The organism is Bradyrhizobium sp. BLXBL-01, assembly GCF_051853025.1.
Taxonomy (GTDB): Bacteria; Pseudomonadota; Alphaproteobacteria; order Rhizobiales; family Xanthobacteraceae; genus Bradyrhizobium.
Window position 1 is genome coordinate 3,014,024 of the sequence record NZ_CP182471.1, and the last position, 17,328, is coordinate 3,031,351.

Below are 17,328 nucleotides of genomic sequence, written 5' to 3' on the forward strand. Positions count from 1 at the left end.
CCCCATGTTTCTGGTGCTGGAACCGTTCGCGAAATCGCCGTAGTCTGCGGCCATTCCGGTCGTGGGCTTGGCCAAATTTTTGGCTTAGCAAAGTGTTGGCTTAGCAAGGTCTTGGCCCAACGAAGTCTTGGCTCAACGAAGTCTTGGCTCAACGAAGTCTTGGCTCAGCAAGGTGATTGGCTCAGCAAGGTGATGATAATGCGGACTCTCGTTTCCAGCTCTCGGCTGCTCTCCTTCCTCGCGCTCGCATTGTCACTCGCGATGGTGAGGCCGTGCGCGGCGCAGACCGCCGAGCCCACGGCGGCGGGCCTCTGGCAGAAGGTCGAAGACGGCAAGACGGTCGGATGGTTTCTCTTCATCGATCGCAGTGGCGTGTTCGAAGGCGTGATCGCCAAGACCTTCCCGCGGCCGACCGACGATCCGAACGAGGTCTGCTCCAAGTGCACCGACGATCGCAAGAACGCGCCGGTGCTCGGCATCTCCTTCGTCCGCAACATGAAGCGCGAAGGATTGAAGTACGAAGGCGGCAACGTGCTCAATCCGCGTGACGGCCAGATCTGGAAGGCCAACATGCGGGTCAGCCCCGACGGCCAGACCCTGACGCTGCGCGGCTATCTCGGCATCGCGCTGCTCGGCAAGGACGAGACCTGGACGCGTCTGCCGGATGCCTACATCGCGCAGGTCGATCCTGCCATCGTCGCAAAATACTTGCCGGCGCAGGCCGCAGCCGCGAAGCAACCCGCGCCCGCGGCGAAGAAGGGCGGTGCCACAATGGCGCCGGCAAAGCAATAAGGGCGCAGGCCGGCACTGCGCGGCCTCAATAGCTCTCGCCTTGGCGTAGGGGTCTTCCCCGCCACCGGATCTCCAGCCTGTGCGACCACCTTCGCCGAAGGGCGAATGCGCCTCGGAACCTTGCCAGTAGTTCCCCGGAATGCGCGCTGGCGCTGGATTTGCATAGCTGTTGGCAAAGCTGCTGGGGGAGCGAGTCGCCGTCTCCACGCCCGCGCACCATGCGGAGGGCGGACGGCAGCGTTTGCCCCGCGGTGATCACTTCGATCGCGGAGACCACATGAGACCTGCAAGACAGTGTGCCGCCGTGCTGCTGGGGCTGACGGTACTGACGCATTCGGCGCTGGCGCGCGACGACGGCCGCTTCGCCAACTCGCCCTTAAAGCCCTGGTTCGAGAGTCTGCATAGCGAATTCGGGCAATGCTGCTCGGATGCCGACGGCTATGTCATTGCCGATGTCGATTGGGAGTCCGATCGCGGCCGCTACCGCGTGCGCATCGACGAGGAGTGGGTCGTGGTGCCCGACGGCGCCGTGATCACCGTGCCGAACAAGATCGGCCGCACCATGGTGTGGAAGCACTATGTCGACGGCCATCCGCGCGTGCGCTGCTTCATGCCGGGCAGCATGACGTAGACGCGCGTCATTCCGGTCGGCGCGCGGCGCCGAACCCGGAATGACAAAGGCGAGCTTAGTGCGCCTGCTTGTTCGAACCCGCGCTCGCGAGCTGCTTGATCCGCGGCGACAGCACGGAGACCTGCACCGGCGAGGCCGGCATGCCGGCGACGGTCATCGCAGGGCTTGCAGACTGCTCCTCGACGCCGGCGCCGCCGAGCACCTGCACCTGCGTCGCCGTGATCGGAAACGACGTCACTTCGTAAGAGGGAAGCTCGCTGGCGAACGCGGCGGCCGAGCTCGCAATCATGGCGCCGGCAACGGCAATCATCGAGAGAACGCGCATTGGAAAATCTCCGTGGAAAATGTCAATCGGAGGTTTGGTCGCCGCGGTGCCGCGACAGGTTCGCTCGTGCGCGAACAATCCCGTTGCCTTCGGCGCAGATATTGATTGCTTGATGCGAAGGGACGAAACGCGGAAGAAGTTTTCCGCGCCAATATTTCCGGACGGTTTCGCGAAAGGCGCTTGCGGTCTCAGGTCACCGGCGCGGGATTGAACAGTGTAAGGTCGTTGTGGATGCCCCAGCGATCCGACCACGGCTTGGTGCGGCCAGAGGCGACGTCGAGGATCAGGCGGAAAAGGTCCCAGCCGGTCTCCTCGATGGTCTTCTCGCCGGTTGCGATCTTGCCGGCGTCGAAATCGATCAGGTCCTTCCAGCGCCGTGCGAGCTCGCTGCGCGTCGCGACCTTGATCACCGGCGCTGCCGCAAGGCCGTAGGGCGTGCCGCGGCCGGTGGTGAAGACTTGCAGCGTCATGCCGGAGGCGAGCTGCAGCGTGCCGCAGATGAAGTCGCTTGCCGGCGTCGCCGCGAACAGCATGCCCTTCTGCGTTGCCTTCTCGCCGGGCGAGAGCACGCCGGCGATCGCGCTCGAGCCGGACTTGACGATCGAGCCCAGCGACTTCTCGACGATGTTGGCAAGGCCGCCCTTCTTGTTGCCGGGCGTGGTGTTGGCGCTGCGGTCGGCGCCCCCGCGGGCAAGATAGGAATCGTACCAGGCCATCTCGCGCACCAGCGCGCGGCCGACGTCCTCGTTGATGGCGCGTCGCGTGAGCAGCTGGATGGCATCGCGCACTTCCGTCACTTCCGAGAACATCACGGTGGCGCCGGCGCGGACCAGCAGGTCTGCGGCGAAGCCGACAGCGGGATTGGCGGTGACGCCGGAGAAGGCATCGCTGCCGCCGCATTGCAGCCCGATGACGAGGTCGGAGGCGGGGCAGGTCTCGCGCTTGCGGGTGTTGAGAACCTTCAGCCGCGCTTCCGCCTGGGTCATGATCGCATCGACGATGGCACCAAAGCCGTCGAAGGCTTCGTCCTGCATGCGGACGATGGCATCGCTCACGCCTTCGGGCACCAGCCGCTCCGGCGCCAGCTTCTCGCAGCCGAGGCCGACCACCAAGATCTCGCCGCCGAAATTGGGGTTGAGCGCGAGGTTCTGCAGGGTGCGGATCGGCACGACAGCGTCGGGCGCGGTGATGGCGACGCCGCAGCCATAGGCATGCGTCAGCGGCACGACGTCGTCGACGTTGGGATATTTCGGCAGCAGCTCGGCGCGGATGCGCTTCACAGCATACTCCATCGTGCCCTTGACGCATTGCACGGAGGAGGAGATGCCGAGGATGTTCTTGGTGCCGACCGAACCGTCCGGATTGCGGTAGCCTTCGAAGGTGAAGCCTTCGAGCGGCGGCAGCGGCGCGGGGATGGCGGTGGAGATCTCGAGCTTGTCGAGGGCAGGGGCCTCCGGCATGCGGATGCGCGCCTCGTCCACCCATTCACCGGCCAGGATCGGCGACAGCGCGTAGCCGATGATCTCGCCATAACGGATGATCGGTTCGCCTTCGGCGATGTCGACCAGCGCGGTCTTGTGTCCCTGCGGCACGAAGGCGCGGAGCGTCAGGCCGCTGGCGAAGCGCGAGCCGGCGGGGAGCCCGAAATCATTGACCACGATCGCGACATTGTCGCGCTCGTTGAGCTTGATGTAGCGGGGCTGCTCTTTCGCTGCGACGTCCTGGTCCATCTGCGGGCTCCGGGATTGTAGGGTGGGTTAGCGCAGCGTAACCCACCACTGTCTGTGTCCGCAGAAACGGAAGAGGTGGGTTACGCTGCGCTAACCCACCCTACGACGTCTAGATATCTCAACCCGGATACGTATAAGCCGTCTTCACCGTGGTGTAGAACTCGCGTGCGTAGGAGCCCTGCTCTCGGGCGCCGTAGCTCGAGCCCTTCCGGCCGCCGAACGGCACGTGATAGTCGACGCCGGCGGTCGGCAGATTGACCATCACCATGCCGGACTCGCTGTTGCGCTTGTAGTGCGAGGCGTATTTCAGGCTGGTGGTGCAGATGCCGGAGGCGAGGCCGAACTCGGTATCGTTGGAGATGGCAAGCGCCTCCTCGTAGTTCTTGGCACGAATGACGGCGGCGACCGGACCAAAAATCTCCTCACGCGCGATGCGCATGTTGTTGTTGGCTTCGGTGAACAGCGCCGGCTGCAGGTAGTGGCCGGGATTCTCGCGCTTCAGCAGCTCGCCGCCGAAAGCGAGCTTGGCGCCTTCGTCCTGACCGATCTTGATGTAGCGCAGGTCCTGGTCGAGCTGGCTCTGGTCGACCACGGGGCCGATATGCACACCGGCCTTGAGCGCATCGTCCACCGACAGGCTGTTCAGGCGTTCGGCCACGGCCGCGACGAAGCGGTCGTGGATGCCTTCGGTGACGATCAGGCGCGAGGAGGCGGTGCAGCGCTGGCCGGTGGAGAAATAGGCACCGTTGACGGCGACCTCGACGGCGGTCTTGAGGTCGGCGTCATCGAGCACGACCAACGGGTTCTTGCCGCCCATCTCGAGCTGGAACTTCTTCATGGGGTTCGAGAGCACGCAGGCCTGCGCGATCTTGCGTCCCGTCTGCACCGAACCGGTGAAGGAGATCGCGGCGACGTCAGGATGCTCGAGCAGGGTCTGGCCGACCACCGAGCCGGAGCCGACGACGAGATTGAACACGCCCGCGGGAATGCCGGAGCGGGTGATGATCTCGGACAGCGCGTGCCCCGAGCCCGGCACCAGCTCGGCCGGCTTGAACACCACCGTGTTGCCGTAGCAGAGCGCCGGCGCGATCTTCCAGGCGGGGATCGCGATCGGGAAATTCCAGGGCGTGATCATGCCGACGACGCCGACCGGCTCACGGGTGAGCTCGACGTCGAGGCCGGGACGCACCGAAGCGCCCTTCTCGCCGATCAGGCGCAGCGCTTCGCCGGCGAAGAACGCGAAGATCTGGCCGGCGCGGGCGACCTCGCCGATGCCTTCAGGCAGGGTCTTGCCTTCCTCGCGCGCGAGCAGGCGGCCGAGCTCTTCCTTACGGGCGAGGATCTCGAGCGAAATCTTGTTCAGCGCGTCGAAGCGCGCCTGCGGGGTCGACTGCGACCAGGCGGGGAAGGCGGCCTTCGCGGCGGCGATGGCCTTCTCGGTCTGCGCCTTGTCGGCCTTGGCGTATTCGCCGACGAGATCATTGGTGTTGGAGGGGTTGATGTTCCTGGTGATGCCGGAGCCGTCGACCCATTCGCCGCCGATGAAGTTCTTCAGGATTGCTGTCATCTTTTTCCTCCAGGGGAACGTTTTTAACGGACGAGACAGGGACGCTTGTCGTCAAACGTCCAGCCGGGGATCAGGTCCTGCATGGCCATAGCGTCATCCCGGCCGCCGAGTCCATGCTTCTTGTAGAGCTCGTGCGCGGCCTCGACGGCGGTGCGGTCGATCTCGATGCCGAGGCCCGGGCGGTCTGGGACGGCGATCTTGCCGCCCTTGATCTGGAGCGGCTCTTTGGTCAGGGCCTGGCCGTCCTGCCAGATCCAGTGGGTGTCGATCGCGGTGACCTTGCCGGGAGCGGCGGCGCCGACATGGGTGAACATGGCGAGCGAAATGTCGAAATGATTGTTGGAGTGCGAGCCCCAGGTCAGGCCGTTGTCACGGCAGGTCTGGGCCACGCGCACCGAGCCTTGCATGGTCCAGAAATGGGGATCGGCCAGCGGGATGTCCACCGCCCCGAGCCGCAGCGCATGGGAGAGCTGCCGCCAGTCGGTGGCGATCATGTTGGTGGCGGTCGGCAGGCCCGTGGCGCGGCGGAACTCGGCCATGATCTCGCGGCCGGAGAAGCCGGCCTCGGCGCCGCAGGGGTCTTCGGCGTAGGCGAGGATGCCGTGCATGTTCTTGCAGAGGCTTATCGCCTCATCGAGCGACCAGGCGCCGTTGGGGTCGAGCGTCACGCGTGCGTTCGGGAAACGTTTTGCGATGGCCGTGACGGCCTCGATCTCCTGCTCGCCGCGCAGCACGCCGCCCTTGAGCTTGAAGTCGGCGAAACCGTAATGATCGTGGGTGGCCTCCGCCAGCCGCACCACGGTCTCGGGCATCATCGCCTCCTGGTGGCGGAGGTTGAACCATTCCGCCTTGCCGGTCTCGCCGGTGACATAGTCGAGCTTCGACCTGCGGCGATCGCCGACGAAGAAGAGATAGCCGAGCGTCTCGACGCTGCTCCGCTGCTGGCCTTCGCCGAGCAGCGCGGCGACGGGCAGTCCGAGATGCTGGCCGAGCAGGTCGAGCAGCGCGGATTCGATCGCGGTGACCGCGTGGATCATGACGCGGAGGTCGAAGGTCTGCTTGCCGCGGCCGCCGGCGTCGCGATCGGCGAAGGCGGTGCGGACGTCGGCGAGGATGTTGTTCATCGCGCCGACCGTCTTGCCGATCACGAGGTCGCGCGCGTCCTGGAGGGTCTGCCAGATCTTCTGCCCGCCCGGCACCTCGCCGACGCCGGTGTGACCGGCATTGTCGGTGAGGATGACGATATTGCGGGTGAAGAACGGTGCATGCGCGCCGCTCAGGTTGAGAAGCATGCTGTCGCGGCCCGCGACCGGGATCACCTGCATCGCCGTGACCACAGGTGCACCGGCGACTGACGCGCCGGAAATCTCAGTCTGGGCCATCGCACGCACCTCCCTGTTGTCCTTATTCTGCAGCCTGTTGTGACGATCGTGCGGCGGGCAGCTTCTGCACCAGCGCGGTCAGCTCCGCCATCTCCTGCTCGGTGAGATCGGTGAGCGGCGGACGGACCGGGCCGGAATCGCGGCCGATCACCTTCATGCCGGCCTTGATGATCGAGACCGCGTAACCCTTCTTGCGGTTGCGGATCGCGATCAGCGGCAGGATCAAATCCTTCAGGCCGGCCTGGATCGTGGCGTGGTCGCGCTTGCGCACCGCGGCGTAGAAGTTGGTGGCGAATTCCGGCACGAAGTTGAACACGGCCGAGGAATAGGTCGTCACGCCCATGTCGAGATAGGGCAGCGCGAAGGTCTCGGCGGTCGGCAGGCCGCCGACATAGGTGAGGCGGTCGCCGAGCTTGGTGTAGACGCGGGTCATCAGTTCGATGTCGCCGATGCCGTCCTTGTAGCCGACGAGGTTCGGGCAGCGCTCGGCAAGGCGTGCGAGCGTGTCGGGCTGCAGGATCGCGTTGTCGCGGTTGTAGACGATCACGCCGATCTTCACGGCGGCGCAGACCGCCTCGACATGGGCGGCAAGGCCTTCCTGTTCGGAATGGGTGAGGTAGGGCGGCAGCAGCAAGAGGCCGTCGGCGCCGGCCTTTTCCGCACCGATGGCGATCTCGCGGGCGATCGCGGTGCCGTAACCGGTGCCGGCGAGCACGGGCACGCGGCCCTTGGTCTCGTCGACGGCGACCTTCACGACCTGCGGAACCTCTGATGGCGTCAGCGAGAAGAACTCGCCGGTGCCGCCTGCGGCGAAGAGACCTGCTACGTCATAACCGCACAGCCAGTCCATGTTGGCGCGGTAGGTCGCCTCGTCGAAGGAATGGTCCGCCTTGAACGGCGTGACGGGGAAGGACAGGAGGCCCGATCCGATCTTCTGGGCCATTTCCTGCGGGGTCATCTTGCTCATGGGCGCTCCCTTGTCGTGTTGCGGAGGACGCAAGCAGAGGCCGCGCGTCCATGCGCCGTGGTTTAGGAGACCGTTCGATGCGCGTCCAAGCCAAAGCCTATATCGACCGATGCGGATTGAGCATCAATCCTCGGCCGGCTCCGCGGAGGACAATTCGCCGGCGATCTTGACCAGCGCCGACAGCAGCGGGTTCTCGTCCTCGCGCCGCCACACCATGAAGAGCTCGACGGGCACACGGGTGCGCAGTTTCAGCGGCCGCAGGCGCACGTCGGAGATCTTCAGGTTCGCCGCCGCCGCTGGCACGATGGCAAGGCCGAGGCCGGCGCGCACCATCGCGAGGATGGAGTGGATCTGGCTGAGATGCTGGACGTAGCGCGGCAGCACGTCGGCGCGGGTGAACAGCGCCACCAGCAGATCGTGGAAGTAACGGCTCTCATAGGGCGAGTACATCACGAAGGGCTGGTCGTCGAAATCCTTGATGGTGATGCCGTCGGCATTCGCCAGCGGATGTTTTTTCGGGATCGCCGCGAGCAGCGGTTCGGCGACGACGCGGCGGCTGGCAAGTTCGGGCCGCGCGATCGGCGGCCGCAGCAGGCCGGCGTCGATCTGGCCCGAGGTCAGCGCCTCGAACTGGTCGCCCGACACCATCTCCTTTAGCGAGAAGTCCACCTCGGGCAGCTTGGCGCGGCAGGCGGCGACGAGCTCGGGCAGGAAGCCATAGGCCGCGGCCGCGGTGAAGCCGATCTTGAGCGAGCCGGTCTTGCCGAGCGCGATACGACGGGCGACCTGCGAGGCGCTCTCGGCAAGCTTGAGGATGCGCCGCGCCTCCGGCAGGAAGCTACGCCCCGCGGGCGTCAGGCGCACCGAACGGCTGGTGCGCTCCAAGAGCGGCGCATCGATGATGTGCTCGAGCACCTGGATCTGCCGGGACAGCGGCGGCTGGGTCATGTTCAGCCGTGCGGCGGCGCGGCCGAAATGCAATTCCTCCGCCACCGTGACGAAACAGCGGAGCTGGTTGAGGTCGAACATCGATACATGCCTTAGATGGATAAGGCGTTTCCCCGGCACTTCTAGCATCGATCACCCCCAAAACAAAGACGGCGGCTTTGTGGGCCGCCGTTGAGTTGCCTGGTCAAGCTCCCATGGGAGCCCTCAGGAGGAACAGCCTGATGCGAGACGCCTCACGTCCGCTGCGGGACACCACTGCGCTCATCACGCGCTTCCCTTAAGTCTCGGCCCGTTTTCCCCGACACGAGTCCTAGAGGCGCGCGCGGCGAAGTGTCCAAGTTCAAGGCGGCATCGATCGATGCCGTTTTTGGATTGATGGAACGGCAGGTGAGGGGAACGACCGTGAGGCGGCGAGAATGCGCGTCACGGGCTCGTCATTGCGAGGAGCCCTTGCGACGAAGCAATCCAGAGTCCTTCCGCGGAGCGACTCTGGATTGCTTCGCTGCGCTCGCAATGACGGGTGAAGCGGCAGCTGCGGCGCTTGGGCGCGCTACTGCTGCGCGCTCGGCAGCAGCTGCGGCAATAGTCCGCGCGTCACGTTCGGCGGCACCGCATCGAGCCCGAGCGCGGCGCTCGCCGCCGGCAGCGCCGCATCGGCCATCGCGGCGTGACCCTCGGCGCTCGGATGCACCGCTCCGCCGTAGACGGCGGAGAGCACGCCCCAGGTCGCGTCGTGGATGTCGGTCGGCTGGCTCGCCGCCGGCAGGCCCTGCGGATAGGTCATCGCGGCGAAATAGCTGTCGTTGGCGTCGCGGACCCAGCGCGCGCGGGGCAGGTAGGCGCGGTACTCCGAGGCGCCGCGGCCGCACAGCATCGGCTGGCTCGCCGCGCTGACGATATCGGGATTGAAGCTCTGGCCGTTCTCGGCAAAGCAGCTGCGGTCGAATTCGGGATCGTTGGTGGAACGGGCGCAGAAGCCGTGCTCGGCGAATGCGGCCTGGTGCGCGTCGACGAAGGTCATGCGGTCGGCTTCGGGATCGCGGCACAGCGCACCGCGGGTGCAGGTGGCGAGCCCTTTCAGCTGCGGCAGGAATTCGGTGTCGACGAAGGCGGAGACGCGGGCGAGGCGCTGCGGATCGGTGTTGAAGGACGGGTGGATGTCGAAGCCGGCTCGGCCGCCGCGGCAGGGCGCGCCGCCCTCGGCGAGCGCAGGATTGGCGTAGGAGACATAGACCACGTGCGAGAGGTCGCCGCCGACCAGCGGCTTCAGCGCCTCGCGCAGCTTGACGAAATTCTGCGGCAGCTCGCGCTGGAGCGCATCGCGGGAATCGTCGACGCTCGCCATCACGCCGGAGCGGCGGAACAGCGCGCGCTCGGTCGCGGTGTCGACGATGACGTCGGCGACGAGACCGGAGAAATAGACGTCGTTGGCGCCGACCGAGAGCAGCACGAGGTCGAGCGTGCGCTCGGGCTGGCGCTTCTTCGCCGCGGTGACGGCTTCCCGCAGCTCGGCGACTTGCGCGTTCACGCTGGTGTTGCAGACGCCGGTCTTGCCGGGCGGGCATTCGCGGGCGCGCTGGGAGCCGAGCAGCCCGTCGCCGATGCTGGCGCCGGTGCAGGCGAGCGGCAGGAAGGTCACGGCGATGTGGGTGTAGCGCACCGCGAGCGCCAGCGCGGTGCGGGCCTGGTAGCTGTAGAGCGAGCGATGGCAGGGCGCATTGAACCAGAGCGCGCTGTAGCGTTGCCAATTGGCGAGCGTATCGGGCGCCTCGCAGGCGCGGCCGCCCTTGAAGCCGTGGCGGCTCGGACGATAGTACTGCGCACCCGCGGTGCCGAGATAGGAGCGGAAGCAAAAGCCTTCGTCCGACAGCGCCAGCGGCCGGTCCGGATTGCCTTCGCCGGAGGCGATGCTGTCGCCTAGACCTGCGATGAAGATGTCGCGCACCTGGATCTCGGTCTGGACCCGCTGGGTCGGATCGGAGCCGGCGGAGACATCGACGGTCGCAACCGTCTGCTTGCCGTAGCGGACGCGCAAATTGACCGGCTCGGCGCAGTCGAAGGTCGAGGCCTGCGGGCCGTCGCCGTCATCGAACGACCAGGCGCAGGTGGCGCCGACCGGCACCGCGCCGGTCAGGCGCACCGTGACCGGATGGTCGATCGGCGTGATGTAGTTCTCTTTGACGTTGTCGCGGGTGCAGGGCTGATTGACCCGGCCCTGCAGGTCGATGCAGAGCCTGTTGACCATGTTGCGGGCCCAGCCGCGCCCCTCGCTCTGGAGCTCCAGGGACTGCTCGGCGGCCAGAATGCTGCGGTTACGCGCGTTCTCGACATGAAGCAGGAAGTCGCGCTCCTCGCGGAACAGGCGGAAGCGGTTACGCACCTCCCAGCTGATTTGCAGGCTGCCGTCCTGCGCGGCGGCGCGCTCGGGCAGGACTGACAGCATGCCGGCAAGCAGCACGGTACCTGCGGAGAGGGTACGAAGGAATACTGAGATCATGGCCCGCGTCTTCAACGGCAAAGTTGAGGCGGAAATAAGAGAGGATTGCGCCCCGGCCTGCAACCTTTGCCCGATGATTTCCGGGGGGGCGCTTGACGGCTCTTGGCGGCTCAGCGCTTGCTGGCCTGCCGCAGCAGGCGTTCGCGCTCCATCGGCGTCACCTCCTTGGGCAGGTTGGCCTGCGCGCAGGCTTCCGCCAGCCGCCGCCGCTCCTGCCACGGCGCGACCACATTCATCCAGAGCTCGCGCGTGCCCATGATGGAGATGGCGAGGCCGAACGGGATCACGAAATAGAGAATGCGGAACACCAGCAGCGTCGCCAGAAGCTCCTCGCGGCCGAACTGGGGCAGCGCCACCAGCATGGCCGCATCGAATACGCCGATCGAGCCGGGGGCGTGGCTGGCAAAGCCGATCAGGGTCGCCAGGATGAACACGACCGCGAGCGACATGAAGTCGATTGGCGGGTTGGAGGGCATCAAGAGGTACATCGCCGTGGCGCAGAAGCCGAGATCGACGACGCCGATCAGGATCTGCACCAAGGTCAGCGGCGCCGAGGGAAGCACCACCTTCCAGCCCTTCTGGCCGAGCTCGCGGCGCTTCTCGCCCATGCAGAGCCAGACGAGATAAGCCCCGATCGATGCGAGTCCGCCGAGGGCGATCAACCGGTTGAGCGACGAGGGCAGCTGATCCATCGAGGAGGCCGCATCCGGATGGACGGCCATGCCGATCGAAAGCACGAAGATGTTACCGAGCCAGAAGGTCAGGCCCGACAGGAAGCAGATCTTCGCGACGTCGATCGCGTTCAGCCCATAGTCCGAATAGATCCGGAAACGGATCGCGCCGCCGGTGAAGACCGTGGCTCCGATGTTGTGGCCGATCGAATAGGACGTGAAGCTGGAGAGCGCTGCGATGCGATAGGGCACGTGCTTCTTGCCGATCGTTCGCAGTGCAAAAAAATCGTAGAAGGTCAGCGTACAGAACGCGAAGAAGACGCAGATCGCCGCCAGGCCGATATTGCCGCGGGGAATCTCGGTCAACGCGGTCAGGATGACCCCGGTATCGATGCCCTTTAGGGTCCGCACCAGCGTGGTGATCGCGAAGGCGATGATGAAGATGCTCGCGGCAACTCCGAGCCGTCGCCAGCCGATCCATCTCTTGAAGCCGCGTTTCAGCGCGGGCAGCAGTCCGTGCATTCATCCTCCCGGCGGGGGGCAAGAGCGACCGGGCCAGGCATTGGCCGGTCGGGTGCGATCACGGCCAAAGGCAGGCATCGATCGCGAGGCATGATCCAGCTCATTTAAGGCAAAATCAGCGGCTTGTGCAGCCCTTGACAACAATAGGTTCTGCGTTCGGCCGGCAACTTTGTCATACGCAGTTCATATCGGCGGCGCGTTAAGCATATGAGTCGTGAAAACCGGCTCCATTCGCGCCTTCACTGTGCCGACACGGTGTCAAATCCTGGCGCGGTCCGCATTGTTCCAGCGCAAGCGGTATCGGCCTTTTTGGAACGTCGATGCCGCGTGGTCGTTAGGCTCCATCAGCAATCGAACATGGCGGAATATGCGGCTTTTCGTGCAAAGCCGGCGCCGCCGTGTTCCCAAGACCCGAGAGGATCGGAACGATGGGACTGTTCACAAAAGACATCAAGACCATGAACGACCTGTTCGTGCATCAGCTCCAGGACATCTATTACGCCGAGCAGCAGCTCACCAAGGCGCTGCCGAAGATGGCGAGCAAGGCCACTGATCCGCAGCTGAAACAGGGCTTTTTGACGCACCTCGAGGAAACCAAGCAGCACGTTGCTCGGCTCGAGGAGGTCTTCAAGATGCACGGCGTCGCGGTGAAGGCGGTCGACTGCCCGGCCATCGACGGCATCATCGAGGAAGCCGACGAGACCGCCGGCGAAGTCGCTGACAAGGCGGTGCTGGACGCGGCCTTGATCAATGCGGCGCAGGCCGCAGAGCATTACGAGATCGTCCGCTACGGCAGCCTGATCGCCTGGGCCAAGCAGCTCGGCCGCAATGATTGTGCGACGGTGCTCGCCAAGACGCTCGAGGAGGAGAAGGCGACCGACAAGAAGCTGACGACCCTCGCCGAGAGCAAGGTGAATCTGCGCGCGGCGAGCTGAGAAGAGGTAACCACGAGCGCCGCGCGATATTCCGCGCGGCGCTTTTGCCTGCTCGCCTCCCGCTGCCGTGGTGCTGCTTCGGTGCGCCGTCGCGAGGATCAACAATGTGACCGAACTCGCTCATCTTCCATTCACCACTTCCGGAGCAGGTTTGTAGCCGGTTACCGATCGTCCACCACTGTCGGCTCAAGTGCGGGTCGATAGGGGCTGGCAATGTATCAAGTTCTCTACTGTCTCACCGACGAACATGACTGGCGACTGGTCGCCCTTGGGGGCGCAGTGTGCCTGCTCGCCAGCGCCGCGGCGATCAGCCTGTTTCAGCGCGCACGCGCGACGCACGGAGCCGGGCGTCTGGCCTGGATCGCCCTGGATGCGGCCGTCAGCGGATGCGGCATCTGGGCGACGCATTTCATCGCGATGCTCGCCTACGGCCCGGGGAGCGCCGGCGCCTACAACATCCCGGTGACAATTCTCTCGCTGATGTTTGCGATCTCCCTGACCTTCGTGGGCCTGAGCATCGCGGTGGGGTCCTCGCGCCAGGTGTGGATCGTCGTCGGCGGCGCCATTGTCGGCCTGGGTGTCGCGGCGATGCATTACACCGGCATGGCTGCGCTGGAGATGCCGGCACGGGTGGATTGGATCGGGAGCACGGTTGCCGCCTCGGTGCTGTTCGGCGTCGTCTTCGCAGCGCTGGCGCTGTTCGTGGCTGCGCGAGGTGACGACATTCGGCATGCGTTGAGCGCGACTGCTCTGTTGACGCTCGCGATCGTCGCCCATCATTTCACCGCGATGGGCGCGGTGCTGCTGACGCCGGACCCGACGCTCGCAATCAGCGGGCTCTCGATCCCGCCGGCCTCGCTGTCGTTCCTCACTGCCAGCGCCGCCGTCGCGATCATCGCGATAGCGCTCGTGGCCGCGCTGCTCGACCGCCGCGCCAAGGGCGAACTGGGCCGTCAGCAGATCGTGCTGGACAGCGCGCTGGAGAACATGTCGCAGGGGCTGTGCATGTTCGACGCCGACGGCAAGATCATCCTGTTCAACGAGCGCTATGCCGCGATGCTCCGTCGTACCGACGTGCCGCTGACCGGCCGCTTGCTGGTCGAGGTGCTCAGGGAAGAGCAGGCCAAAGGCCAGTGGCAGGGCGACGCCGATGAATTCTTCGCCCGCCTCGTCGCCGACGCGCGCGAGGGCCGCACCACGACCGACGTCGTCAACCGGTTCGGCCGCTCCATCCGGGTCGTCAACCAGCCGATGCAGGGCGGCGGCTGGGTCGCGACCTTCGAGGACATCACCGAATGGCTGGAGGCACAGGCCAAGATCTCGCACATGGCGCGCCATGACGCGCTGACCAGCCTGCCGAACCGGGTGCTGTTCCACGAACAGCTCGAGCAGGGACTGCGTCAGACCAAGTCGGGCGACCAGCTCGCGGTGCTTTGTCTCGATCTCGATCACTTCAAGGACATCAACGACTCGCTCGGCCATCCCATCGGCGATGCGCTGCTCAAGGAGGTCGGCCGCAGGCTCAAGTCCACCGTCGGCGAACAGGACACCGTGGCGAGGCTCGGCGGCGACGAGTTCGCGGTGGTCCAGATCGGACGCTCCGAGGAGATCGCCGCGCGATCGCTTGCCGGACGTCTCGTCGAGGTGATCTCGGCGCCTTACCAGATCGACGACCATCAGATCGTGATCGGCGTCTCGATCGGCATCTCGCTGTCGCCGCAGGACGGCAGCAATCCGGACGAACTGTTGAAGAACGCGGACCTTGCACTCTATCGCGCCAAGGCGGATGGCCGCGGCACCTATCGCTTCTTCGAGACCGGCATGGATGCGCGTGCGCAGGCGCGGCGTCTTCTGGAAATGGATCTGCGCGCGGCGCTGCAACGCGACGAGTTTCAGGTCTATTATCAGCCGATCCGTGAGGTCGCCAGCGGCCGCGTCGTCGCCTTCGAGGCGCTGCTGCGCTGGAACCATCCGCAGCGCGGGCTGATCGCGCCCATCAGCTTCATCCCGCTCGCCGAGGAGACCGGGCTCATCGTTCAGCTCGGCGAATTCGTGCTGCGCTCCGCCTGCGCCGATGCGGTCACCTGGCCCGACGATGTCGACGTCGCCGTCAATCTGTCGCCGGTGCAGTTCAGGAGCCCGAACCTGATCGCAGCGGTGACCGAGGCGTTGGCCGTATCGGGACTCGGTGCGCGCCGCCTCGAGCTCGAGATCACCGAATCCGTTCTGCTCCAGAACAGCGAAGCGACGCTGACCACGCTGCACGAGCTGCGCGCCATGGGCGTGCGGATCTCGCTGGACGATTTCGGCACCGGCTATTCGTCGCTGAGCTATCTGCGCAGCTTCCCGTTCGACAAGATCAAGATCGACCGTTCCTTCGTGTCGGAGCTGGCGACGCGCGAGGATTCCATGGCGATCATTCGCGCCGTGACCGGCCTCGGCCGCAGCCTCGGTATCGTCACCACGGCGGAGGGCGTCGAGAACGACGCGCAGCTCGAGCTGCTCCGGCGCGAGGGCTGCACCCAGGCGCAAGGTTATCTGTTCAGCAAGCCGCGGCCTGCCTCGGATGTCGCGATCATGCTGGAACGGCCGCGGCTGCGCGCCTCGGCTTGAGAGGTCAGCTTCGGCGCAGCGCGAAGTGCGCGCCGCAGAACGCCATCACGGCGCCGAGACACAGGGCGGCAAGCCCGGCGAGCACGCCCGAGACGGTCGGGATCGGACTCGGCGCCGACGCCGCCTGACCCGCTCCCGCAAGCAGGAGCACGCCGACCGCGATCAGGAATTGCCGCATCCGCTGCGGGATCTGTCCGGAGACGGCGCTCTGCATCAGGCTCGCGGTGAAGTAGCCGCCGGAGAAGCCGACGGTGGCGATCAGCCACCAGGCGATCGCCGCGCCCGCCGGAATGAACTCGTGCGTATCGGAGCGCCAGAGGCCGCCGAGGTCGAGACCGTAGCGCGCGCCCAGCATGTGCACCGCGAGCGCGAGCAACACACCGGAGATCATTGCGGCGCCGAGAATCAGGCGGCGCGGAAAAAAGGTCGTCTCAGCCATGCCTCGCTTGTAGGATGGCGGGGGGCGATCGCGCAAGCCGATCGCCGATGGGATCATTGATCGACATGCCCGGAGCTGAAGCTGGTTCGGCCACGAGCTACGCCTACAAGGCCTCGCTGATCGGCTCGGCGCATCGCTTCGAGCTGACCGAGCAGGGGCTGTCCTGGCACATCGCCGGCCGCTCCGGCCTGTGGCGCTATGACGAGATCTCGGCGATCCGGCTGTCGTTCCGCCCGGTGTCGATGCAGCAGCATCGCTTCCGCGCCGATATCAGCCGCGCTGGTGGCGGCCGCGTCGCGATCCTGTCGACGAGCTGGCAGACCGCGGCGCTGATGGCGCCGCAGGACAACGGCTTTCGTGATTTCCTGATCGAGCTGCATGCGCGGATGGCGAAGGCGGGCAGCCGCGCCGAATTGACCGCGGGGCTCGGCCGCAAGACCTATGCGGCCGTGCTCGCGTTCCTGGCCGTGCTCGCTGTGGCGATGGCGGGACTCCTGATCCGCGCGCTTCTGATCGGCGAATTCGCCGGCGTGCTGTTCATCCTCGGCTTCGCCGCGCTGTTCGCCTGGCAGGTCGGCGGCTTCGTGCGGCGCAACCGGCCGCACAGCTACAGCTTCGATCGCGTGCCGAGGGCGCTGCTGCCTTAGGTGCAATCGGTCGCAATCAAACGTGACTTCGCGTGCCGCCGCGAGCGTCGCATCTTGTGGACATGTCAGTCATGGACCGCAGTACCCGTCTGCCGACGGCAGACGAGATCGCCAGAATCAACCGCACGCATCTGATCGACACGCCGCTTCGGCCAGCCGACCTGCTGTTCGTGTTCGGTACCCGCGAGGACGTTGGCTTGCGTGTCGACACCGCCGCAAGGCTGTGGCGCGAGGGCCTGTTCCGCTGGTCGATTGTCAGCGGCGGGGTGACGCTTGGCTCGGAGCAATCGGAGTGCAGCATCATCAAGGCCGCAATGGTTGCGGCGGGCATTCCGGCGGACGTTATCCTGGAGGAGGATCGCGCGATGAACACGGGCGAGAACGTCATCTTCTCGCTTCCGATCATCGATGCGGCAATCGGACTGCAGAACATCCGCAGTGTGATCTGCCTCGGCAACACCTGGACCGCGCGGCGTTATCCGATGACGCTGCATCGACATTGGCCGGCGGTCGAGAAGATGCTGCTCACCGTCGATAGTTTCGCGACACCGCGTGCACTCTGGCATACCGACGTCGAATTTCGCCGCCGCATGCTGCACGAATGGGACAAGATCGAACCTTACAAGGCGAGGGGCTTCATCGCGGACTGGCCGCAGATCTGA

At 65.7% G+C, this 17,328-nt stretch carries 15 protein-coding genes; 6 read left to right on the forward strand and 9 right to left on the reverse strand.

All coding sequences use genetic code 11. The features are described from left to right. Window positions 1-198: 198 nt before the first annotated feature. Window positions 199-792 (forward strand): DUF2147 domain-containing protein, encoded by a 594-nt coding sequence (locus tag ACNJYA_RS13665; protein ID WP_212260262.1) that lies wholly within the window; start codon window positions 199-201, stop codon window positions 790-792. A gap of 277 nt (window positions 793-1,069) precedes the next feature. Then, on the forward strand, window positions 1,070-1,423 hold the full coding sequence (locus tag ACNJYA_RS13670; protein ID WP_212260264.1) for a hypothetical protein: 354 nt from the start codon (window positions 1,070-1,072) through the stop codon (window positions 1,421-1,423). 55 nt (window positions 1,424-1,478) lie between these two features. Here ACNJYA_RS13670 and ACNJYA_RS13675 read toward each other — a convergent pair whose 3' ends face one another. The 8 genes from ACNJYA_RS13675 to ACNJYA_RS13710 form a co-directional block, all read right to left on the reverse strand. After that, window positions 1,479-1,748 carry a hypothetical protein gene (locus ACNJYA_RS13675; RefSeq protein WP_246572062.1) on the reverse strand — a complete coding sequence of 90 codons (270 nt, stop codon included), beginning with the start codon at window positions 1,746-1,748 and terminating at the stop codon, window positions 1,479-1,481. 188 nt (window positions 1,749-1,936) lie between these two features. Then, window positions 1,937-3,478, reverse strand: coding sequence for a galactarate dehydratase (gene garD, locus ACNJYA_RS13680; RefSeq protein ID WP_439366622.1), 1,542 nt, complete (start codon window positions 3,476-3,478; stop codon window positions 1,937-1,939). 118 nt (window positions 3,479-3,596) lie between these two features. After that, complete coding sequence (locus ACNJYA_RS13685; protein WP_439366623.1) at window positions 3,597-5,045, reverse strand: aldehyde dehydrogenase family protein; 1,449 nt, start codon at window positions 5,043-5,045, stop codon at window positions 3,597-3,599. Window positions 5,046-5,068: 23 nt separating this feature from the next. Then, window positions 5,069-6,427 (reverse strand): glucarate dehydratase, encoded by a 1,359-nt coding sequence (gudD, locus tag ACNJYA_RS13690; protein WP_439366624.1) that lies wholly within the window; start codon window positions 6,425-6,427, stop codon window positions 5,069-5,071. 22 nt (window positions 6,428-6,449) lie between these two features. Continuing rightward, window positions 6,450-7,394: a 5-dehydro-4-deoxyglucarate dehydratase gene (gene kdgD, locus ACNJYA_RS13695; protein WP_439366625.1), complete on the reverse strand. Its 945-nt coding sequence runs from the start codon at window positions 7,392-7,394 to the stop codon at window positions 6,450-6,452. Window positions 7,395-7,517: 123 nt separating this feature from the next. Beyond that, window positions 7,518-8,423, reverse strand: coding sequence for a LysR substrate-binding domain-containing protein (locus ACNJYA_RS13700; protein ID WP_172785259.1), 906 nt, complete (start codon window positions 8,421-8,423; stop codon window positions 7,518-7,520). Between the two features lie 469 nt (window positions 8,424-8,892). After that, a complete protein-coding gene (locus ACNJYA_RS13705) occupies window positions 8,893-10,839 on the reverse strand; it encodes a hypothetical protein (protein WP_439366626.1) in 1,947 nt (648 codons plus the stop codon). A 110-nt stretch (window positions 10,840-10,949) separates the two neighbouring features. Continuing rightward, window positions 10,950-12,032 (reverse strand): lysylphosphatidylglycerol synthase transmembrane domain-containing protein, encoded by a 1,083-nt coding sequence (locus tag ACNJYA_RS13710; protein ID WP_172785257.1) that lies wholly within the window; start codon window positions 12,030-12,032, stop codon window positions 10,950-10,952. Between the two features lie 428 nt (window positions 12,033-12,460). Here ACNJYA_RS13710 and ACNJYA_RS13715 point away from each other — a divergent pair, with 428 nt between their 5' ends. Further along, window positions 12,461-12,967 (forward strand): YciE/YciF ferroxidase family protein, encoded by a 507-nt coding sequence (locus ACNJYA_RS13715; RefSeq protein WP_172785256.1) that lies wholly within the window; start codon window positions 12,461-12,463, stop codon window positions 12,965-12,967. A 213-nt stretch (window positions 12,968-13,180) separates the two neighbouring features. After that, window positions 13,181-15,580, forward strand: a complete 2,400-nt coding sequence (locus ACNJYA_RS13720; protein ID WP_439366628.1) for a bifunctional diguanylate cyclase/phosphodiesterase — start codon at window positions 13,181-13,183, stop codon at window positions 15,578-15,580. A 4-nt stretch (window positions 15,581-15,584) separates the two neighbouring features. Here the strand turns inward: ACNJYA_RS13720 and ACNJYA_RS13725 are convergent, their stop codons facing one another. Then, window positions 15,585-16,019 carry a hypothetical protein gene (locus tag ACNJYA_RS13725; protein WP_172785254.1) on the reverse strand — a complete coding sequence of 145 codons (435 nt, stop codon included), beginning with the start codon at window positions 16,017-16,019 and terminating at the stop codon, window positions 15,585-15,587. 47 nt (window positions 16,020-16,066) lie between these two features. Between ACNJYA_RS13725 and ACNJYA_RS13730 the strand changes: the two genes are divergently transcribed. Beyond that, a complete protein-coding gene (locus tag ACNJYA_RS13730) occupies window positions 16,067-16,666 on the forward strand; it encodes a hypothetical protein (RefSeq protein ID WP_246572064.1) in 600 nt (199 codons plus the stop codon). A 62-nt stretch (window positions 16,667-16,728) separates the two neighbouring features. Further along, on the forward strand, window positions 16,729-17,328 hold the full coding sequence (locus ACNJYA_RS13735; RefSeq protein WP_212260274.1) for a YdcF family protein: 600 nt from the start codon (window positions 16,729-16,731) through the stop codon (window positions 17,326-17,328).

Excerpts from the sequence above, each read along its gene's own strand:
- gudD (WP_439366624.1), bottom strand. The coding sequence starts at position 6,427 with ATGGCCCAGACTGAGATTTCCGGCGCGTCAGTCGCCGGTGCACCTGTG.
- ACNJYA_RS13670 (WP_212260264.1), top strand. The coding sequence starts at position 1,070 with ATGAGACCTGCAAGACAGTGTGCCGCCGTGCTGCTGGGGCTGACGGTA.
- ACNJYA_RS13665 (WP_212260262.1), top strand. The coding sequence starts at position 199 with ATGCGGACTCTCGTTTCCAGCTCTCGGCTGCTCTCCTTCCTCGCGCTC.
- ACNJYA_RS13710 (WP_172785257.1), bottom strand. The coding sequence starts at position 12,032 with ATGCACGGACTGCTGCCCGCGCTGAAACGCGGCTTCAAGAGATGGATC.
- ACNJYA_RS13685 (WP_439366623.1), bottom strand. The coding sequence starts at position 5,045 with ATGACAGCAATCCTGAAGAACTTCATCGGCGGCGAATGGGTCGACGGC.
- ACNJYA_RS13725 (WP_172785254.1), bottom strand. The coding sequence starts at position 16,019 with ATGGCTGAGACGACCTTTTTTCCGCGCCGCCTGATTCTCGGCGCCGCA.
- kdgD (WP_439366625.1), bottom strand. The coding sequence starts at position 7,394 with ATGAGCAAGATGACCCCGCAGGAAATGGCCCAGAAGATCGGATCGGGC.
- ACNJYA_RS13700 (WP_172785259.1), bottom strand. The coding sequence starts at position 8,423 with ATGTTCGACCTCAACCAGCTCCGCTGTTTCGTCACGGTGGCGGAGGAA.
- ACNJYA_RS13735 (WP_212260274.1), top strand. The coding sequence starts at position 16,729 with ATGTCAGTCATGGACCGCAGTACCCGTCTGCCGACGGCAGACGAGATC.
- ACNJYA_RS13720 (WP_439366628.1), top strand. The coding sequence starts at position 13,181 with ATGTATCAAGTTCTCTACTGTCTCACCGACGAACATGACTGGCGACTG.
- ACNJYA_RS13675 (WP_246572062.1), bottom strand. The coding sequence starts at position 1,748 with ATGCGCGTTCTCTCGATGATTGCCGTTGCCGGCGCCATGATTGCGAGC.
- ACNJYA_RS13705 (WP_439366626.1), bottom strand. The coding sequence starts at position 10,839 with ATGATCTCAGTATTCCTTCGTACCCTCTCCGCAGGTACCGTGCTGCTT.
- ACNJYA_RS13730 (WP_246572064.1), top strand. The coding sequence starts at position 16,067 with ATGGGATCATTGATCGACATGCCCGGAGCTGAAGCTGGTTCGGCCACG.
- ACNJYA_RS13715 (WP_172785256.1), top strand. The coding sequence starts at position 12,461 with ATGGGACTGTTCACAAAAGACATCAAGACCATGAACGACCTGTTCGTG.
- garD (WP_439366622.1), bottom strand. The coding sequence starts at position 3,478 with ATGGACCAGGACGTCGCAGCGAAAGAGCAGCCCCGCTACATCAAGCTC.